The following is a 16565-nucleotide window of genomic DNA, read 5'->3' as shown; positions in this document are numbered from 1 at the left end:
CCCGCTCCCACAGGGAATTATGTCGCCCGTAGTGTTGGACATCGGCCAGGACGACACCCGCCTGGTCGCGCGGCTGTCCGGCGACACCCACCTGCTGCTTGAAATCGGCGCTCCCGAACTGGACCTGGTGCTGCGTTTTCGCGCCCACGCCTTGATGCAAGCCTTGGAACAAAAGCACCTGCAAGGGGTGATCGACCTGACGCCGGGTATTCGCTCGCTGCAAGTGCATTACCAGCCCGAACAATTAACCCTGGCCGATCTGCTGGCGATCGTCGCCGGCGAATGGGACGCCGTGTGCGCCGCGCAAGACTTGCAGGTGCCGTCGCGCATCGTCCATCTGCCGCTGTCCTGGGACGATCCGGCCTGCCAGCTGGCGATCGAAAAGTACATGACCACCGTGCGCAAGGACGCGCCCTGGTGCCCGAGCAACCTGGAGTTCATCCGACGCATCAACGACCTGCCCAACCTCGACGAAGTACAACGCACGGTGTTCGATGCCAGCTATCTGGTGATGGGCCTCGGCGATGTCTACCTCGGCGCGCCGGTCGCCACGCCGCTGGACCCGCGGCACCGGCTGGTGACCACCAAATACAACCCGGCGCGCACCTGGACCGCGGAAAATTCGGTGGGCATCGGCGGCGCCTATCTGTGCGTGTACGGCATGGAAGGCCCCGGCGGCTATCAGTTCGTCGGCCGCACGTTGCAGATGTGGAATCGTTATCGGGACGTCGCCGCATTTGACGGCAAGCCCTGGCTGCTGCGCTTCTTCGACCAGATCCGCTTCTACCCGGTCAGCGCCGATGAACTGCTGCGCATCCGTCGGGATTTCCCGTTGGGCCGCTTCGACCTGACGATCGAACACAGCCAACTCAACCTCGCTGATTACCAGCAATTCCTGGCCCGGGAAGCGGACAGCATCGACGCGTTCCGCGAGCAGCAACAAGGCGCCTTCCGTGCCGAGCGCGAGCGCTGGATCGCCAGCGGCCAGGCGCATTTCGACAGCGAAGAACCGGCAACCGCGCCGAGCGAAGATTCAGTGCTGGACGAGGGCCAACTGAGCGTCGACAGCCACATCGCCGGCAACCTCTGGCAGGTCCAGGTGGAAGCGGGTGCGCGGGTCGTCGCGGGTGACGTGCTGGTGATTCTGGAGTCCATGAAAATGGAAATCCCGGTGCTTGCGCCGATCGCCGGCGTGGTCCGTGAAGTGCGCGTCCAGCCCGGTTCAGCGGTGCGCGCCGGGCAACGCGTGGTGGTGCTGGAACGTGACTGAACTCAATCAAAGGATTAACGCCATGAACCTCTCTCTGCGCCTGGACAACCTGCGCGACGCCTACCGCAAGGGTGAAACGACACCGCGCCAGCTGCTGTTGGCCCTGCGGGAAAAAGCCGCTGCGCTCAACCCGGACTATCACCTGTTCATCCACCTGCTGTCGCCCGAGGAACTCGAACCTTACCTTTCGGCACTGGAAAACCGCGACCTGGAAAGCCTGCCGTTGTATGGCGTGCCGTTCGCGATCAAGGACAACATCGACCTGGCTGGCATTCCCACCACCGCCGCCTGCCCGGCGTTTGCCTACGTGCCGCAACGTTCGGCGAGCATCGTCGAGCAATTGCTGGCGCTGGGTGCGGTTCCTCTCGGCAAGACCAACCTCGACCAATTCGCCACCGGCCTCAACGGCACCCGCACGCCCTACGGGGCTTGCCGCAACAGCGTGCTGGCCGACTACCCGGCGGGCGGCTCCAGCGCGGGTTCGCCGCTGGCGGTGGCCCTGGGCGTGGCCAGCTTTGCCCTGGGCACCGACACCGCCGGCTCCGGCCGCGTGCCTGCGGCGCTGAACAATCTGGTGGGGTTGAAAGCCACCAAGGGCCTGATCTCCACCGCTGGCGTGGTGCCCGCCTGCCGTACGCTGGACTGCGTGACCACATTCACCGCGACGGCGCGCGAAGCCAGCCAGCTGTTGGCATTGACTGCACGTCTCGACCCGCGCGACGAATACAGCCGCCCCAACCCGCAATGGAACGACGGCGCGGCGTTCGGCGTGCCACGACGCTTTCGCTTCGGCGTGCCCCGCCGGCAAGACCTGGAGTTTTTCGACTGCGACGAAGGCCCACGGCTGTTCGCCGAAGCTATCGAGCGCCTCGAACGCCTGGGCGGCGAAGCCGTCGAGCTGAACTTGTCACCCTTCCTCGAAGCGGCACGCCTGCTCTATGAAGGGCCGTGGGTCGCCGAGCGCTACAGCGTGGCCGGAGAACTGATGGAACGCGAACCCGAAGCGGTATTGCCGGTGATCCGCGCCGTGCTGGCGCAAGCGCCGACAGTCACCGGTGTGGAAACCTTCCGTGCCCAGTACCGTTTGCAGGCGCTCAAGGCCCAATGCGACCGCGCGATGGAAGCGCTTGATTGCGTCCTCACCCCGACCATCGGGCGCCCGGTGACGCTCGCCGAACTCGCCGCCGAACCGCTGCTGCGCAATTCGCAACTGGGTTACTACACCAACTTCATGAACCTGCTGGACTACGCCGCCGTGGCCGTTCCCAGCGCATTCATGGCCAACGGCTTGCCTTGGGGCGTGACGCTGTTCGGCCGCGCCTTCACCGATCAGTACCTGCTGAGCGTGGCCGACGCCTTGCAGCGTCAGCAAGTGCCCGATCTGCCAGTGCCTACCAACCCGGCGCGCCATGATCGGGCACGGTTGGTCGTGTGCGGCGCGCACCTGGATGGGCTGGCGTTGAACTGGCAGCTCAAGCAACGTGGCGCCCGCCTGATCGAGGCGACCCGAAGCTCAGCGGATTATCGCCTCTATGCCCTGGCCGGTGGCCCACCACTGCGCCCTGGCATGCTTCGGGTCAGCGAGGGAGGCGTGGCAATCGAAGTGGAAGTCTGGGAACTGCCAAGCAGCGAGTTGGGCTCGTTCCTCACCGGTATCCCGGCACCGCTGGGGCTGGGCAAGGTGCAACTGGCCGACGGACACTGGGAAAGCGGCTTCATTTGCGAGCCGTATGGTTTGGACGGCGCGCAGGACATCAGTCATCTGGGCGGATGGCGGGCCTATCTAAGTACCCGTCAGTAAACAGCATCCTGTGGCGAGGGGATTTATCCCCGCTGGGCTGCGCGACGTTTCGCTGGACCCCCTCGCCACGATCTTGCAAAGCGGTAAATCCGAATGTCTTTTCTTGCAGGGCCACTAAACTGATTCCATCGGGTCACTCCAAGGGAATCGCCATGTCGCTTCGTTCGCCGTTGTATTCCCAGCGCTCGCCGGTGCTCATCCTGGCCATTTTGCTCGGCGCAGGCTTTCTGGTGACCTCGCTGCTGGGTTACTACGCCGCCAGCACATCGCTGCGGGACAACGTGCTCAAGGCGCTGTACTTCAATCTGCTGATCGGCCTGCTGGTGACGGTGGCTGCGCTCGTGGTGCTGCATCGGTTGATGGTCAGCTACCAGCGGCGGATCGACGCCCAAGCGATTCTTGACGGCCTGACCGAGTTGCCCAATCGGCGGGGCTTCGACCTGCTGGCGGTGCAGGCCCTGCACGAAGCCCAACGCGAGCCCAGGCCACTGAACGCGCTGTTGCTGGAGGTGGACGACTTCAAGCGACTGGACGCCAACCACGGCCACATCGCCAGTGATCAGTTGCTCACTGGTTTCGCTCGCGACCTGACCGATACACTGCGCCATTCAGACATTGTCTGCCGCTGGAGCGCAGATGCTTTCGTCCTGCTGCTCAAAGACACCGATGGACAGAACGCTCTGAAAATCGCCGAGAAAATTCGCCAGCGCATCGAACAACAACGCTACTTTTGCAGCGGCAAGCAATTGCGGATCACCATCAGCATCGGCCTGACCACCCTGCAGGAAAAAGACACCTTGCATAGCCTGCTGTCCCGGGCCGATCATGCGCTGCAACGCGCTCGACAGACCGGAAGCAACCGAACCTGCGTGGAAATGCCTCATTCCAGTTATGAATAAACCCGATCTCTGCCCGGCGTGCGGCGCCACCAACGACTGCAGCCTGGCCAACCCGAAAACCATCGACCGTGCCTGCTGGTGCTACGGCGTGAGCATCGACGCGGCTGTGCTCGAAGCCTTGCCGGCCGAGCTGCGCAACCAATCCTGCCTGTGCCCGCGATGCGCCCAGGTCGATGACCAGTTGCGCGCCAAGCACCAACCGATCGCGTAAGATGCCCGCCCCCAGCCTCCGTGCTCGAACTGCCCATGCGCGTTGACCGTTTCCTCAGTAACCTGCCGCGTTTCAACCGCCAACAGGTCCGCCTGCTGCTGGTGGAACGGCGCGTGCGGATCGACGGCCAGACCGTCAACGATCCACAGGCACAGGTGCGTGAATTCAGCCGCGTCGAAGTCGACGGCGAAGTGTTGCAAGCAGGCCGACCGGCGCGCTACTTCATGCTGCACAAGCCGCCCGGCTGCGTCAGTGCCACCCGCGATCCGCAGCACCGCACCGTCCTCGATCTGCTGGACGAACCGGACAAGGACGACTTGCACATCGCCGGTCGCCTGGACTTCAACACCACCGGGCTGATGCTGATCACCAACGACGGCAGCTGGTCGCGGCGCCTGACCCAGCCGCAGTCCAAACTGCCGAAGGTCTACTACGTCGAGACCGAGCAAACCATTACCGCCGAGTACGCCATCACGTTTGCCCAAGGCCTGTACTTCGCTTTCGAAGACCTCACCACCCAACCGGCGCAATTGACCCAGCTGGGGCCGACATCCGCGCGCTTGAGCATCGTTGAAGGCCGTTATCATCAGGTCAAGCGCATGTTTGGTCACTTCGATAACAAGGTGCTGCGCCTGCACCGTGAAAGCATGGGCCCGCTGCTGCTGGACGCTCATCTCGCGCCGGGCCAATACCGCGCCTTGAGCGCTGAAGAAGTTGGCCTGATCTGAGCCGGATGACCGCTGGGCAGATGTGTCGGACAATTTTCAAAGAGCACTTGCGCAACAGCTGTCCCCCTGCTTGAATCAAACCGTCGGCCGAAATGTGACCGACGAGTCACCCCATACCTCTAAGAAACTTTTTGCCGGCTGGAACCCTCAGGTTCCGCCTCGTTCGCCGGCAAATTGCCCGCCATAACAACACCCGTCGACCGGCTTGCGTGGATCGACATGGGCCTTATCTTCCAGGCGTATGCCTACCTGTCACATTGCCCGTGCAATCTCATTGCGCGCATACCCGCTTGCCAGGAGTCTTATGACATGAGGCCAGAAATCGCTGTGCTGGATATACAGGGTCAGTATCGGGTTTACACGGAGTTCTATCGCGCAGACGCCGCGCAAAAGACCATCATCCTGGTCAACGGCTCGATGGCCACCACCGCGTCGTTTGCACAGACGACCAAAAACCTCTACCCGCAATTCAATGTCGTGCTGTACGACCAGCCCTACGCGGGCAAGTCCAAGGCTCACAACCGCCACGAGAAAATGCTGACGAAGGAAATCGAAGGCCAAATTCTGCTGGAACTGATCGACCACTTCGGCGCCGATCACGTGTTGTCTTTTTCCTGGGGTGGCGCCGCCACGCTGACCGCCTTGGCCCAGCGCCCGCGGCGCATCGAAAAAGCCGTGATCAGCTCATTCTCACCGGTACTCAACGCACCGATGCGCGACTACCTGGAACGTGGCGTGGACTACCTCAGCAGCCTGGACGGCGATCGTGTCGGGCATCTGGTCAACAGCACCATCGGCAAGCACCTGCCGCCGCTGTTCAAGCGCTTTAACTATCGCCACGTCAGCAACCTGGCCGAGCATGAGTACGGGCAGATGCACTTTCACATCAACGACGTGCTCCACAGCGACCAACAGTGCTATGTCAACGCGGCGAAAAAGATCAACGTGCCGGTGCTGTTCCTGAACGGCGAATGGGACGAATACACCGCGGCTACCGACGCCAGGCTCTTCGCCAACCATGTCCAGCACAGCAGCTTCACCACGCTGCAAGCCACCGGGCACTTCCTCGACATGGAACACAAGGCGGCCTGCCGTGACAGCCGCGAGGCGTTGCTGGGTTTCCTCAAGCCGACCCACCACGCCAGCCGACCGCGCTACAGCTATGTGCAGGACTACCATGCAGTGGCCATCTGAAAAAAGTCATCGCGAGCAAGTCTCCGGCAACGGCGCTTGTTCGCGAATGACCGCTCTGGTTTGAGGCTTGTGTAGACGGATGACCTCGCCGTCCGGAAAGAAAAACTTCAAATCCCAGGCCACATCTGGTACAAAGTCAGCCGCTCTGAGCGGGTGTCGTATAATGGCATTACTCCAGCTTCCCAAGCTGATAACGAGGGTTCGATTCCCTTCACCCGCTCCACTGTTTTCAAGGGCTCCAGACGTATCCGTTTGAGCCTTAGCGTGTTTGGTGACAGTTCCGGTGACAGTTTGCGTGCATGCAAGCAGCTGCGGGAGTGAGACCCTGCCGCCGCCCTCCCCCTATAGCCATGCCCGTTTTATGTTGACCCACGGGAAACTGGTATTTTGGTAAGTTTTTTCCTCCCCCCTCTGAAAGCTATGAAATTCAAGACGAGGGCCATGCGGCATTGGGCAAGTGCGCGGATTTTGGACGGAATGAGGGCGGTCATCGTGAAGCTCCTTTTGCTGATTGGAGCTGCCACGGATCGCCGTCAAACGATTGAGCTGGCAGCTGTACGCACTCCAAGGACTCGCAACTGGTCGCATTGAACATGCCGCATCTGGTCGAACTGTTCGCCGCAAATGGCATCCAGACAATGATTAGCAGCGCCGCTGGGCGCCTTTCGGGCAGAGCCCCCCTTCGCTGGTGCCGAACGTCGCTTTGCCCTAAAGTGATTGTCAGATTCTCCCAAAGTGATTGACCCGTCTGTCAAAGGCGAATAACCTTGAGTCAACACACTCGCCACACGTCCTACCCAACGGGTAGGGTCCTGCCCCAAAGCAGGCGTGCAAAAGGCGAGTTTTTTTTGCCTGGAGTTTGACCATGGCCAAGCAGGCTAACGCAGCAAAGCTCCCATTTACGAAAACCGCATTCACCCCCCAGGCGCTGCTCGTCAAGCTGAAGACGCAAGGATTGGTCGTTGACGACGATGACTTTGCCTTGAAATACATCTCGTACGTCGGGCATTTCCGACTGAAGGGTTATTGGTATCAGCTCCAAGACCCCGCCACCAAAAACTTCCTGCCTAACACAACGTTTGAGCATGTCTGCCAGCGTTACGAGTGCGATCGAGAAATTCGCGCCATTATCATGGAGTCCGTGGAAAGGCTGGAGGTCGCCGTTCGGACCGTGATCTGTAACCTGCTGAGCCTCAAGTACTCACCGCACTGGTACCTGAAAATGGAGATATTTGCCCCGAAAGGACGCGCTGGCATCGGGCAAATGTTGTCGAAAATCGAGGGAGAGGTGGAACGGGCCTCGTCCCGGCTTTACATAAAAGCCTACTACGAGAGCTACGACGACCCGTACCCCCCAGTTGGGCCATGAGCGAATGCGTGACATTGGGTACTTGGTCAAAAATTTTCGCAATGCTGAGAGACCCGGTTGACCGCAGAGTCATCTCGTCAAAGTTCGGTATCAAACAGGTGGAAGTGTTCGAAAGCTGGCTACACGCATTAACCGTGCTTCGGAATATGGCCGCACATCACGACCGGTTCATCGACGTTAAACTTGGGGTTTCTCCCACCAACCTAAAGCTCAAAGACATCAAATTCACCGACAACAAGACGGTCTACGCCTCGCTTACGGTGATTCACGTCTTGCTTAGCTCGATAGGATTCAACGGCACCTTCAAAGCAAGGCTCGCTTCAATGGAAGAAAGGTATGGCGCCGCGCACTTCCAGCGCATGGGCTTTCCTGAGCTATGGAAGACTGCCGCCAAAGGCTGGTGATTACGAAGAGTCATCAGTTGAAATAAACGAGCTCGTTCACTTTGATACGTCCCTTCCCACCTACGGTATGTCTAAACGGTACCTCCTTGAAGCGCGGCCGGCGAACACATCCCGGATCTTCGGGTTATCCCATCGATATCACTATCCGGCCTCGCGGTGCGGCCGTCAGAAATGACGAAATCCCTTTCGCGAGGCTTCAGCGACTGAATCTGCTTTTTCCTTGGCATAAATGACAATTCCTGATGACAACGAAGCGCTCACAAAAGGGCTGCTGCGCCGCCCAGCGGGAGCAAGCTCCCCCACCACGGGTTGCATGGTTTCTGGGGAAATTTGTAGGGGAAATCCGAGAATTGCGTAGGGAGTGCGCTTACTTTGATTTTCGAGGGCTTATCGCCTTGTTGCCCAAGTCTTTCGGTGGCTACTCTGTAGACGTCGCTGCAAATCAGCGATCGGGCTTGGAAACCCGTGAGTCATGAACGCATGCCTTTACAAGTGCAGAGGTAGTTTCACGCCTGTAGACTTGTGTTTTTTGGCGGCTATGCGTGGTACGCCTTCGGGCGTGCCGGTTTCCTTGACTCCCGGTTTCCAACCTGCGCATAGCCGCCACCCATTCGCTTGGAACGAAGGTGGCAGCTCCAGACGTCAAGGAGCTAGACAATGCACAGCAACTCGTTTTTCCGTCATCCCTTCACTCAACTTCACTGCCTCTCCGCTAATGGAGGCAGGCCATGAACGAAGACACCACCCTCAAAACAATCGGCTTCACCCCCTTCCACTACTCGGCTGATCGAGCGCTATTCCGTGTCAACGGTGGCGTGCCCATTCAAGTAGCGTTGGAACGGGCGTCGGATCTTTTGCATCTGGCCCACCGGCTTGCCGAAGATGCAGCGTTTGAGAAAAATACCGATCGCTACGCCTGGGCTGCGCATTTTCTGTTGGAAATGAGCAAAGCGGTGATTGATGACGTCGTTAAGGTCATCACACCAAAACCGGCAACCGTTTCGAAAGAAAGAAGCGAGAAAAAATAGGCGTCCCAAGCCAAGGGAGCGAAGCCCAAAAGAAGCCCCTGCGACTAAAAGCGTTGGGGCTTTTCATCATGAATCGGCATTCTAATATCCACCTCACTCTCCCGCCAGATGCCCCAACGGCAACGGCCCCGGAGCCTTCACCGTGTTGATCGCAAAATTGCTGCGAATATCACTCACCCCCGGCAGCTTCAGCAGCTTGCCCGTGACAAATCGGTCATAGGCCCGCAAGTCCGGCACCACCACTTGCAGCAGGAAATCCGACTCGCCTGACACCAGGAATGCCGAGATCACCTCAGGCAGCGCGGTCACCGCCTGACGAAATGCCTCGGCTCGTTCGTCGGTGTGCCGTTCGACCTTGATGCCGACAAAGATCGTCATACCGAGACCCACCTCATCGCGATCCAGGATGGCTTGATAGCCGCGGATCACTCCCGCTTCCTCGAGCATCCGCACGCGGCGCAGGCATGGCGAGGGGGACAGGCCGATTTCTTCGGCCAGTTGTACGTTGCTCAGCCGGCCGTCCCGCTGCAGTGCAGCGAGAATTTTGCGGTCGAAGGCATCAAGTTTCATGTCTGGTACTTTCCAATTGTATAGCTCGATTTCTTGGTAGGTTATGCCAATTTCAAGAGCTTTAGAAGCTGATTACGCAAGCACCTGCCCTGCCCTTCGGCCATAGACTGGCATCTTCAATCCACAGATTGCGGGGGGGTTCAATGACAGAGCTATGGTTGTTCTTCATGGCGTTGACGGTGGCGTATCTGCTGCCTGGGCCGGACATGATCCTGATGCTGCAAACCGGCGCCCGTCAGGGCAAGGCTGCGGCGCTGGCGACGGCGGTAGGCTTGGGGATTGCCCGGGCATGTCATGTCGCGCTGGCGGCAATGGGGCTCTCGGTGTTGTTCAAGACCGCGCCCTGGACCTTTGATGTGGTGCGCCTGGCCGGAGCTGCGTATCTGGCGTGGATCGGGTTTCAGTGTTTGCGAACCACGTTGGTGCCAAGCTTCGAAGGAACTGACGCCGATGTCGGAAAGCGACAGTGGTACCAAGCAATACAGCGCGGCCTGCTGACCAACCTGCTCAATCCCAAGGCGCTGCTGTTTTGCTCAGTGTTGCTGCCGCAGTTCATCGACCCACGGGACGGGCCAGTGTTGGGGCAATTCGCGATGCTCGGTTTGGTGCTGGTCGGCGTCGGCCTGCTGTTCGACAGCGCCTACGCACTGGTGGGCGTCGTGCTCGGGCGCTGGCTTCAGCGATCGCCTTCGGCCCAACGCGTGCAGCAGTGGTTGTTTGGCAGCCTGCTGATTGGTTTTGCGGTACGGCTGACGTTTGTGCAGCAGTCGTAGGTCCTGTGGATATTTCTGCGAATACGCTGAAACCGGGGCTGCTTCGCAGCCCAGCGGGAGCAAGCTCCCTCGCCACGGGTTGCGATCTTCCAAATGTCCTTCTGTCTCACATCTGGAAATAGACCCAATCCGACCCTCCGCCCCCTTGTCCTGCGCCGCTTCTAGACTTCAGACGTAGATCCCACTCGATCCCGATCGTCGCTTGCGGTGGTTATAGTGTTGATCATTCCTTCCCAGTAGGTATAGTACCTACCACACACACCAGGGAGGTGTTGTGAACAGCCGATTCCTGATAGGCCAGATTGTTGCGGATGGTTGGTACCTGGTACGGATCCGAGGCAGTCACCACCATTTCAAGCACCCGACCAAACCGGGACTGGTTACGGTTCCTCATCCCAAGAAGGACCTGCTCAAGAAAACGGCCATCAGTATTTTGCAACAGGCCCTGCTCCAGACGGCCGGTTGCCCAGCTTCCCCGGAGGACGATTGAATGCTTTACCCGATTGCGATTTCCATGGGCGATGAGCACCACGCCTGGGGCGTTGAAGTGCCGGATATCCCTGGTTGTTTTTCCGCAGGCGATGATCTGGACGATGCCATGGCCATGGCGCGCGAGGCCATCGAAGGGCACTTTGAAATTCTTGCCGAAGATGGTTCGCCCATTCCGCCGGCCAATACCGTGACGCTGCACGCGGCCAATCCGAAATATGCCGGGTGCGCGTGGGCATTGGTGGACATCGATGTGACCAGATACCTGGGCAAGGCGCAGAAACTCAACATCACCCTGCCCGGTTACCTGCTGAACCGTATCGATGAATATGTGCTGCACCATCCGGAGGAAAAAAGCCGGTCAGGCTTCCTGGCGTCGGCTGCATTAAAGGTATTGCAGCAAGGACGTTGAGCAATACCTGCCGAAACACAGAACCTGTGGGAGCGAGCCCGCTCGCGAAGGCGGTGGAACAGTCAATTTCCAGGTTGCTGACCCGACGCCTTCGCGAGCAGGCTCGCTCCCACAGTTTTTTACATAGCCCGGCCTGGGCTATGTGATTTATTTGCTCTGCGACTTGGACTCTTGCATCTGCACCGAAGACTTGGTGCCGTCGGTGTTGTCCTTGGTCTCGTTATCCGAATTGTCGAAGCAGCCCTGCAGCGCGAACAGGCAGCAGGCGAGGCAGAAGGTGCGGGTGAGGTTCATGGTGTACTCCGTCGATGAAGGCTTTAAGCAGTGACCATCAGGCAGAGCAAATGGTTGCGCCAGTCTTCGTCCCGGACGATGAACGTCGACGGAGGTTCGGATTGAAATGTAAGTAGAATTTTCGCCGCTTCGTTGCTGTCACACCAGACAGGTGCATCCACTGAGGAAACACGGCAATGACGTTCGCAAAGATTGCTCAAAAACTGGCCCTGTGGGCGGGAAGTCCAAAGACTTTTCTGGGGGCCATCGTGTTGTTGGCGCTCTGGGCTGCCAGCGGACCGTTCTTCGGTTTCAACGACACCTGGCAATTGATCATCAATACCTCGACTACGATCATCACCTTCCTGATGGTGTTCCTGATCCAGAACACGCAAAACCGCGATACCGACATCCTGCACTTGAAAGTCGATGAATTGTTGCGCGCGACCAAGGACGCGCAGAACGCAATGCTCAGTCTCGAGTCGCTGGACCTCAAGCAACTGGAGGCGTTGCGCAAGCGCTACCAGGACATGGGCAAAGACGAGGCCAAGAGCCTTGAGGGTGTAGAAGAAGAAAAGAAAGTCGACCTGAACCAATGCTGAAAGAAGGTGCGCGAGCGTTGTTGCAACGCTCGCGCCCCCTAATGCGGCGCATCAGGGCAACGGATTCCCACCCGTCACGCCAAACACTTCCCCGGTGATATAACTCGATTCCTGCGAGGCCAACAGCACGTACAGCGGTGCACATTCCGCTGGCTGCCCCGGGCGTTTCATCGGAACCTGGGAGCCGAATGTAGGGATCTTCTCCCTGGGCTGTCCGCCGCTGGGCTGCAGCACCGTCCAGATCGGCCCCGGTGCCACGGCGTTGACCCGAATCCCCTTGCTGATTACCTGTCCGGCCAACGCCTTGGTAAACGCCACGATCGCCGCTTTGGTAGTGGCGTAATCGAGCAGCGTCGCGGACGGATCGTAGGATTGGATCGACGCGGTATTGATGATCGTCGCCCCGGCCGGCATCAGCGGCACCGCGGCCTTGCAGATCCAGAACATCGCGTAGATGTTGGTTTTCATGGTGTCGTCGAATTGCGCCGTGGTGATGTCGGTGATGTCCTTTTGCGCTTCCTGCTTACCGGCGACATTGACCAGGATATCCAGGCCATCGAGTTCCTGCTGCGCCATCTTCACCATCTGGACGCAGAACGCTTCGTCCTTGAGATCTCCCGGAATCGCAATGGCCTTGCGGCCTTCAGCCTTGATCAGCTCGATGACTTGCTGCGCGTCGCGTTCTTCGCTGGGCAGATAGTTGATAGCCACATCGGCGCCTTCCCGGGCATAGGCAATGGCGGCCGCGCGACCGATCCCCGAATCGCCGCCCGTGATCAGCGCCTTGCGCCCCTCCAGGCGACCGAAGCCTTGATAGGTTTTTTCGCCGTGATCGGGCTGCGGCTCCATGTCCTGGTCAATGCCGGGGGGTGATTGCGGCTGGTCGGGGAATTCCGGACGAGGGTATTGGGTCAGTGGATTCTGCATCGCGTATTGGTTGGGTTCTCGGCGTGTAGACATCGAGGTTCTCCTTTTCGGCGGGCAAAACAAGCCGGGACGCTGGCGTCCCGGTCCTGAGGTAAAAACAGGTGCGGCAAATCAGCGACTGGCCTGCAGCGCCCTGGCCATCTCAAGATGCGTCTGCAATTTGGGCAGGGTTTCGTCGGCGAACGCCTTGATCTCCGGCACGTTGGTGGTCTGGGCCTGTTGCTGGATCTGCTCGATGGCTTCCTCAGTGGCCTTGACCTGACTGGCGGCATACGCCGCTTCGAACGACTCGCCCTCGGCCACTTGCGGCATCAAGGTCTTGGCCTTGTCCGCAACTTCTTCGCGGGGCGCGACGGGCAAGTCGAGCTTCTTGGCGATTTTCGCCAGGTGTTGGTTGGCGGTGGTGCGGTCGTTGATCACCATGATGGTGTAGTCCTTGACCTCCCTTGATTCCGCCTTCGAATGTGCGGCACGGCTGGCTTCGATGTCAGCCATGCCTTTGGCGGATGCATCGTTGATGAATTCGGCAGGTGACTGGGCCCAGGCACTGCTGGCACCCAGGCCCATCAGCACGACAACACTGGTGGTGCGTAAAAAGGTGGCCATCCGGCTCATGGTCACGCCCTCCTCTGATAGAAAATTGCGCCGGGTTTTCCCGCCGCTGAATCAGAACCACCGTTGAATATTCAGCGAGCCGTGCGATCCGGCTTGCGGCCGATCTCAGCCTTCAGCGGACTTTTATCGACACTCGCAGTGGTGGTTCTCCCACTTTTGCGACCTGCTTCAGACACCTTCGTTCGATCATGAGCAGTGTTTCCCGGATAAATGTTGCTTGACCCGTGCATGGTCGAGCCCTCCATATTGCATGAATGATGGGCATGCCTGCCCGGTATTTCATTTGAAATGAGTCGGCATTCAAGGTTTGGAAAAAGCGCTGGCGCGACGACGAACGGTGACGCGGATTCAGATACCGAAGGCCCGGTGATTGTGGCGCTTGGCTGCGTACATCGCCTCGTCGGCGTGGCGAAACAGGGTGATATCTTCCGTGCCGTGTTCGGGGAAACACGCCACGCCAATGCTCGGTTCGATGCTCAGGCAATGACCGTCCAGCCGCAGCGGCTGGGCCAGCGCGTGACGAATCTGCTCCCGCACCCGGTCGGCGTCTGCCACGCTCTGGATGCTGTGGAGCAGCACCACAAATTCATCGCCACCGATGCGCGCGACGGTGTCGGTGTCACGGATGCAACCCTTGAGTCGGCTGGCCACCGCTTGCAGCAGCATGTCGCCAACGGCATGACCGTAGGTGTCGTTGATCTGCTTGAAGCGATCCAGATCGATGTAGAGCAATGCCATCCGCCCCGATGCAACACGGGCCGTGGTCAACGCGGCCTTGAAGCGGTCACGCAGCAACTCGCGATTGGGCACCTGGGTCAGTTGGTCATACTGGGCCATGTGCTGCAACCGGGTATGCAGTTGCTGGCGCTCGATGGCAATCGCAATCTGCGCGCAAACATACTGCAGCAATTCCTTGTCCTGCTCGGTGTAGCGCTGGTTATCCGCCGCGCTCTTGACGATCAACGCGCCAATCGTGCCGCTCTGCGAATTCAGTGGCACACCCAGCCAGCACGGCGCGTCCGGTTTCGCCACGAGGTCGTGCAGCTCCACGGGCAACGAGCTGGAGCCGGGCGTCAGCAGGATCGGCTGACCGCTGCGTATGACTTCGGCACACAAACGCCCGATGGTCGTACCCGGCAGTTCCGGCTGCCGCTCCCGGTCGTCGACGTGATAGGGAAAGTTGAGTTGCGCGCATTGCTCGTCATACAGCGCCACCGAAAAATTCAGCGCCGGCAGCCACTCGCCGATGATCAGATGGATACGCTTGAACAATGCCAGCAGATCGGCGGCAGCATGGGCAGCCTCGGAAATCGCGTACAACGCGGCCTGCCGGGACTCCGCCTGCTTGCGCTCGGTGATGTCCCGCGCCACGGCGATCCGCAATTGATCAGGCTCGGACCAGCGCGCCGACCAGAGGATATGGACGACCCCACCGTCCTTGCGCAGGTAGCGGTTTTCGAAGTTGAGCTTGGGTTCTCCGTCCATGACCTCGCGCGCGGCTTGAATGGTGCGCTGGCGGTCGGCAGGGTGGACCATGTCGATCATCGAGCGGCCGATCAGCTCCTTCGGCGTGTAGCCGAAGATTCGCTCGCTGGCCGCACTGACAAACACGAAACGCCCCAGGGCGTCGACGGCGCACACGGCATCCATCAGCAGATCAAGGTAACCGGCCAGCGGCGTGGAGTTTCGAATATCCATGGCACAGAAGCCATCCGGAAATGCAGCAATGAACGAACCGGGAAATCGCCAGGCCAGCGCGCGCCCTGAATACCGGTGAGGATAGCCCAGGCGCCCGGTCCGCTGCAGTAAACCGCTCGATCGGAACGCCTGAAAGGTTATCGGCCGGTCACGACGTATCTTGATCTGGCTCGAGACTGGGTCGTGATAAAGTCGCGTCCTGCCTCTGCCACGTTTTGAGATGACTTTCGCAATGACCGATTTCCAGGAATACGACGCCCGGCTCGAAAATTGGGAGACGTTGCGCACCGACACCGCTTTCAGCGGCCTGCTGGTGGGCAATGGCGCGAGCCGCGCCGTGTGGGACGATTTCGGCTATGACTCGTTGTTCGAGAACGCCCGCACCGTCGAGGAAAAACCACTGAGCCCTTCGGAACTGAGCGTCTTCGATGCGCTGCAGACTCGCAGTTTCGAGCAGGTGCTGAGCGCATTGAAAACCACCAGCCGGGTCAACAAGGCCCTGGCCGTCAGCTCCGCCGCCCCGCGTAATCGCTATTACGCGATCAAGGAAGCCTTGATCAACACCGTGCACGCGGTGCATATCCCCTGGCGACTGGTGCAACCCGCGACTCTGGGAAGTCTCAATCAGGAGCTGGGCCGCTACCGCACGGTGTTCACCACCAACTACGATCTGCTCAGCTATTGGGCGATCCAGCATACGCCCGAGACCCTCACCGATCTGTTCCTGGGTGCCGATCACAGCTTCGATCTGAGCCAGACCAGCACGGACAAGCCGCGCCTGTTGTATCTGCACGGCGGCCTGCACCTGGTGCGCAACCAGGACGGCACGGCACGCAAGCTCGCTTCCACCGAAGGCACGCTGTTGGGCAGTTTTGCCATCAACAACACCCTCAAGACCCTCGACGACGTGCCGCTTTTTGTCAGCGAAGGGCCGAGCCAGGACAAGCTCAAGACGATCCGCAGCAGCGATTATCTATCGTTCTGCTACGACCAATTGCTGCACCACGACGACAATCTATGCCTGTTCGGCCACGCCTTGGGCGAGCAGGACAGCCATATCGTCCATGCCCTGCGCCAAGCGGCGCCGAGGACCGTGGCCATCTCGATCTACCCGCGCAGCCAGGCATTCATCCAGCATCAGAAGCGGCATTACGCCAAGCTGTTCGAGGGCCTGGACACGCAACTGCGCTTCTTCGATGCCAAGACCCATCCACTGGGCGATCCGAAGCTGGCGGTGCCGGTGGAGGTTTAGATCAGACGGGGCAGCGCAGAACCGTGGGGGGGGGGGGGGGGGGGGGGGGG

Annotated in this window: 16 protein-coding genes, 1 tRNA gene and 2 pseudogenes; 14 read left to right on the top strand and 5 right to left on the bottom strand. The window is 59.8% G+C overall.

The window, feature by feature from the left end; translation table 11 throughout:
- The 9 genes and pseudogenes from ACE04F_RS12710 to ACE04F_RS12670 form a co-directional block, all read left to right on the top strand.
- Positions 1 to 1270 (top strand): carboxyltransferase domain-containing protein (locus tag ACE04F_RS12710; protein WP_486107141.1); only part of this gene is annotated, 1270 nt, incomplete at its 5' end.
- A 22-nt stretch (positions 1271 to 1292) separates the two neighbouring features.
- Positions 1293 to 3071, top strand: coding sequence for an allophanate hydrolase (gene atzF, locus ACE04F_RS12705; RefSeq protein ID WP_486107139.1), 1779 nt, complete (start codon positions 1293 to 1295; stop codon positions 3069 to 3071).
- 281 nt (positions 3072 to 3352) lie between these two features.
- A pseudogene (locus ACE04F_RS12700) lies at positions 3353 to 3970 on the top strand (GGDEF domain-containing protein); the annotation flags it as partial.
- Positions 3963 to 4181, top strand: a complete 219-nt coding sequence (locus tag ACE04F_RS12695; protein WP_486107138.1) for a cysteine-rich CWC family protein — start codon at positions 3963 to 3965, stop codon at positions 4179 to 4181. The pseudogene ACE04F_RS12700 and the gene ACE04F_RS12695, both read left to right, overlap by 8 nt.
- A gap of 35 nt (positions 4182 to 4216) precedes the next feature.
- Positions 4217 to 4909 carry a pseudouridine synthase gene (locus ACE04F_RS12690; RefSeq protein WP_486107136.1) on the top strand — a complete coding sequence of 231 codons (693 nt, stop codon included), beginning with the start codon at positions 4217 to 4219 and terminating at the stop codon, positions 4907 to 4909.
- Between the two features lie 309 nt (positions 4910 to 5218).
- Positions 5219 to 6103, top strand: a complete 885-nt coding sequence (locus tag ACE04F_RS12685) for an alpha/beta fold hydrolase (RefSeq protein ID WP_486107134.1) — start codon at positions 5219 to 5221, stop codon at positions 6101 to 6103.
- Positions 6104 to 6252: 149 nt separating this feature from the next.
- A tRNA-Gly gene (locus ACE04F_RS12680) sits at positions 6253 to 6326 on the top strand.
- Positions 6327 to 6968: 642 nt separating this feature from the next.
- Positions 6969 to 7876, top strand: a pseudogene (locus ACE04F_RS12675) (Abi family protein).
- 728 nt (positions 7877 to 8604) lie between these two features.
- Entirely contained in the window at positions 8605 to 8904 is a 300-nt protein-coding gene (locus ACE04F_RS12670) for a DUF3077 domain-containing protein (protein WP_486107132.1), read from the top strand.
- A gap of 93 nt (positions 8905 to 8997) precedes the next feature.
- On the opposite strand, the gene ACE04F_RS12665 is transcribed toward ACE04F_RS12670, so the two are convergent.
- Complete coding sequence (locus tag ACE04F_RS12665) at positions 8998 to 9474, bottom strand: Lrp/AsnC family transcriptional regulator (protein WP_486107130.1); 477 nt, start codon at positions 9472 to 9474, stop codon at positions 8998 to 9000.
- A 143-nt stretch (positions 9475 to 9617) separates the two neighbouring features.
- On the opposite strand from ACE04F_RS12665, the gene ACE04F_RS12660 reads away from it, so the two are divergent.
- The 3 genes from ACE04F_RS12660 (at position 9618) to ACE04F_RS12650 (ending at position 11148) form a co-directional block, all read left to right on the top strand.
- Complete coding sequence (locus tag ACE04F_RS12660) at positions 9618 to 10247, top strand: LysE family translocator (RefSeq protein WP_486107128.1); 630 nt, start codon at positions 9618 to 9620, stop codon at positions 10245 to 10247.
- Between the two features lie 274 nt (positions 10248 to 10521).
- The gene (locus tag ACE04F_RS12655; protein WP_486107126.1) at positions 10522 to 10737 is read left to right on the top strand and encodes a type II toxin-antitoxin system HicA family toxin; all 216 of its coding nucleotides are present in this window, start codon (positions 10522 to 10524) and stop codon (positions 10735 to 10737) included.
- Positions 10738 to 11148: a type II toxin-antitoxin system HicB family antitoxin gene (locus ACE04F_RS12650; RefSeq protein WP_434569513.1), complete on the top strand. Its 411-nt coding sequence runs from the start codon at positions 10738 to 10740 to the stop codon at positions 11146 to 11148. It begins immediately after the preceding gene.
- A gap of 147 nt (positions 11149 to 11295) precedes the next feature.
- On the opposite strand, the gene ACE04F_RS12645 is transcribed toward ACE04F_RS12650, so the two are convergent.
- On the bottom strand, positions 11296 to 11442 hold the full coding sequence (locus tag ACE04F_RS12645) for a hypothetical protein (RefSeq protein WP_486107123.1): 147 nt from the start codon (positions 11440 to 11442) through the stop codon (positions 11296 to 11298).
- Positions 11443 to 11618: 176 nt separating this feature from the next.
- Between ACE04F_RS12645 and ACE04F_RS12640 the strand changes: the two genes are divergently transcribed.
- Positions 11619 to 12023 carry a low affinity iron permease family protein gene (locus ACE04F_RS12640; protein ID WP_486107121.1) on the top strand — a complete coding sequence of 135 codons (405 nt, stop codon included), beginning with the start codon at positions 11619 to 11621 and terminating at the stop codon, positions 12021 to 12023.
- A 51-nt stretch (positions 12024 to 12074) separates the two neighbouring features.
- Here the strand turns inward: ACE04F_RS12640 and ACE04F_RS12635 are convergent, their stop codons facing one another.
- The 3 genes from ACE04F_RS12635 to ACE04F_RS12625 all read right to left on the bottom strand — a co-directional run bounded on the left by ACE04F_RS12635 (position 12075) and on the right by ACE04F_RS12625 (position 15263).
- Positions 12075 to 12983, bottom strand: coding sequence for an SDR family oxidoreductase (locus ACE04F_RS12635; RefSeq protein ID WP_486107119.1), 909 nt, complete (start codon positions 12981 to 12983; stop codon positions 12075 to 12077).
- 78 nt (positions 12984 to 13061) lie between these two features.
- Positions 13062 to 13565 (bottom strand): DUF4142 domain-containing protein, encoded by a 504-nt coding sequence (locus tag ACE04F_RS12630; protein ID WP_305496246.1) that lies wholly within the window; start codon positions 13563 to 13565, stop codon positions 13062 to 13064.
- A gap of 348 nt (positions 13566 to 13913) precedes the next feature.
- Complete coding sequence (locus ACE04F_RS12625) at positions 13914 to 15263, bottom strand: sensor domain-containing protein (protein ID WP_486107117.1); 1350 nt, start codon at positions 15261 to 15263, stop codon at positions 13914 to 13916.
- 232 nt (positions 15264 to 15495) lie between these two features.
- Here ACE04F_RS12625 and ACE04F_RS12620 point away from each other — a divergent pair, with 232 nt between their 5' ends.
- Positions 15496 to 16515 (top strand): DUF4917 family protein, encoded by a 1020-nt coding sequence (locus tag ACE04F_RS12620; protein ID WP_486107115.1) that lies wholly within the window; start codon positions 15496 to 15498, stop codon positions 16513 to 16515.
- Positions 16516 to 16565 lie beyond the last annotated feature (50 nt).

This window comes from Pseudomonas sp. AGC41 (assembly GCF_057334555.1).
Note: the sequence above shows the minus strand (reverse complement) of the source record. Positions and strands in the feature narration are given on the sequence as shown.

Coding starts and splice junctions, on each gene's coding strand:
- atzF (WP_486107139.1), top strand. CDS start 1,293: ATGAACCTCTCTCTGCGCCTGGACAACCTGCGCGACGCCTACCGCAAG.
- ACE04F_RS12670 (WP_486107132.1), top strand. CDS start 8,605: ATGAACGAAGACACCACCCTCAAAACAATCGGCTTCACCCCCTTCCAC.
- ACE04F_RS12640 (WP_486107121.1), top strand. CDS start 11,619: ATGACGTTCGCAAAGATTGCTCAAAAACTGGCCCTGTGGGCGGGAAGT.
- ACE04F_RS12665 (WP_486107130.1), bottom strand. CDS start 9,474: ATGAAACTTGATGCCTTCGACCGCAAAATTCTCGCTGCACTGCAGCGG.
- ACE04F_RS12690 (WP_486107136.1), top strand. CDS start 4,217: ATGCGCGTTGACCGTTTCCTCAGTAACCTGCCGCGTTTCAACCGCCAA.
- ACE04F_RS12630 (WP_305496246.1), bottom strand. CDS start 13,565: ATGAGCCGGATGGCCACCTTTTTACGCACCACCAGTGTTGTCGTGCTG.
- ACE04F_RS12635 (WP_486107119.1), bottom strand. CDS start 12,983: ATGTCTACACGCCGAGAACCCAACCAATACGCGATGCAGAATCCACTG.
- ACE04F_RS12685 (WP_486107134.1), top strand. CDS start 5,219: ATGAGGCCAGAAATCGCTGTGCTGGATATACAGGGTCAGTATCGGGTT.
- ACE04F_RS12625 (WP_486107117.1), bottom strand. CDS start 15,263: ATGGATATTCGAAACTCCACGCCGCTGGCCGGTTACCTTGATCTGCTG.
- ACE04F_RS12645 (WP_486107123.1), bottom strand. CDS start 11,442: ATGAACCTCACCCGCACCTTCTGCCTCGCCTGCTGCCTGTTCGCGCTG.
- ACE04F_RS12695 (WP_486107138.1), top strand. CDS start 3,963: ATGAATAAACCCGATCTCTGCCCGGCGTGCGGCGCCACCAACGACTGC.
- ACE04F_RS12650 (WP_434569513.1), top strand. CDS start 10,738: ATGCTTTACCCGATTGCGATTTCCATGGGCGATGAGCACCACGCCTGG.
- ACE04F_RS12660 (WP_486107128.1), top strand. CDS start 9,618: ATGACAGAGCTATGGTTGTTCTTCATGGCGTTGACGGTGGCGTATCTG.
- ACE04F_RS12620 (WP_486107115.1), top strand. CDS start 15,496: ATGACCGATTTCCAGGAATACGACGCCCGGCTCGAAAATTGGGAGACG.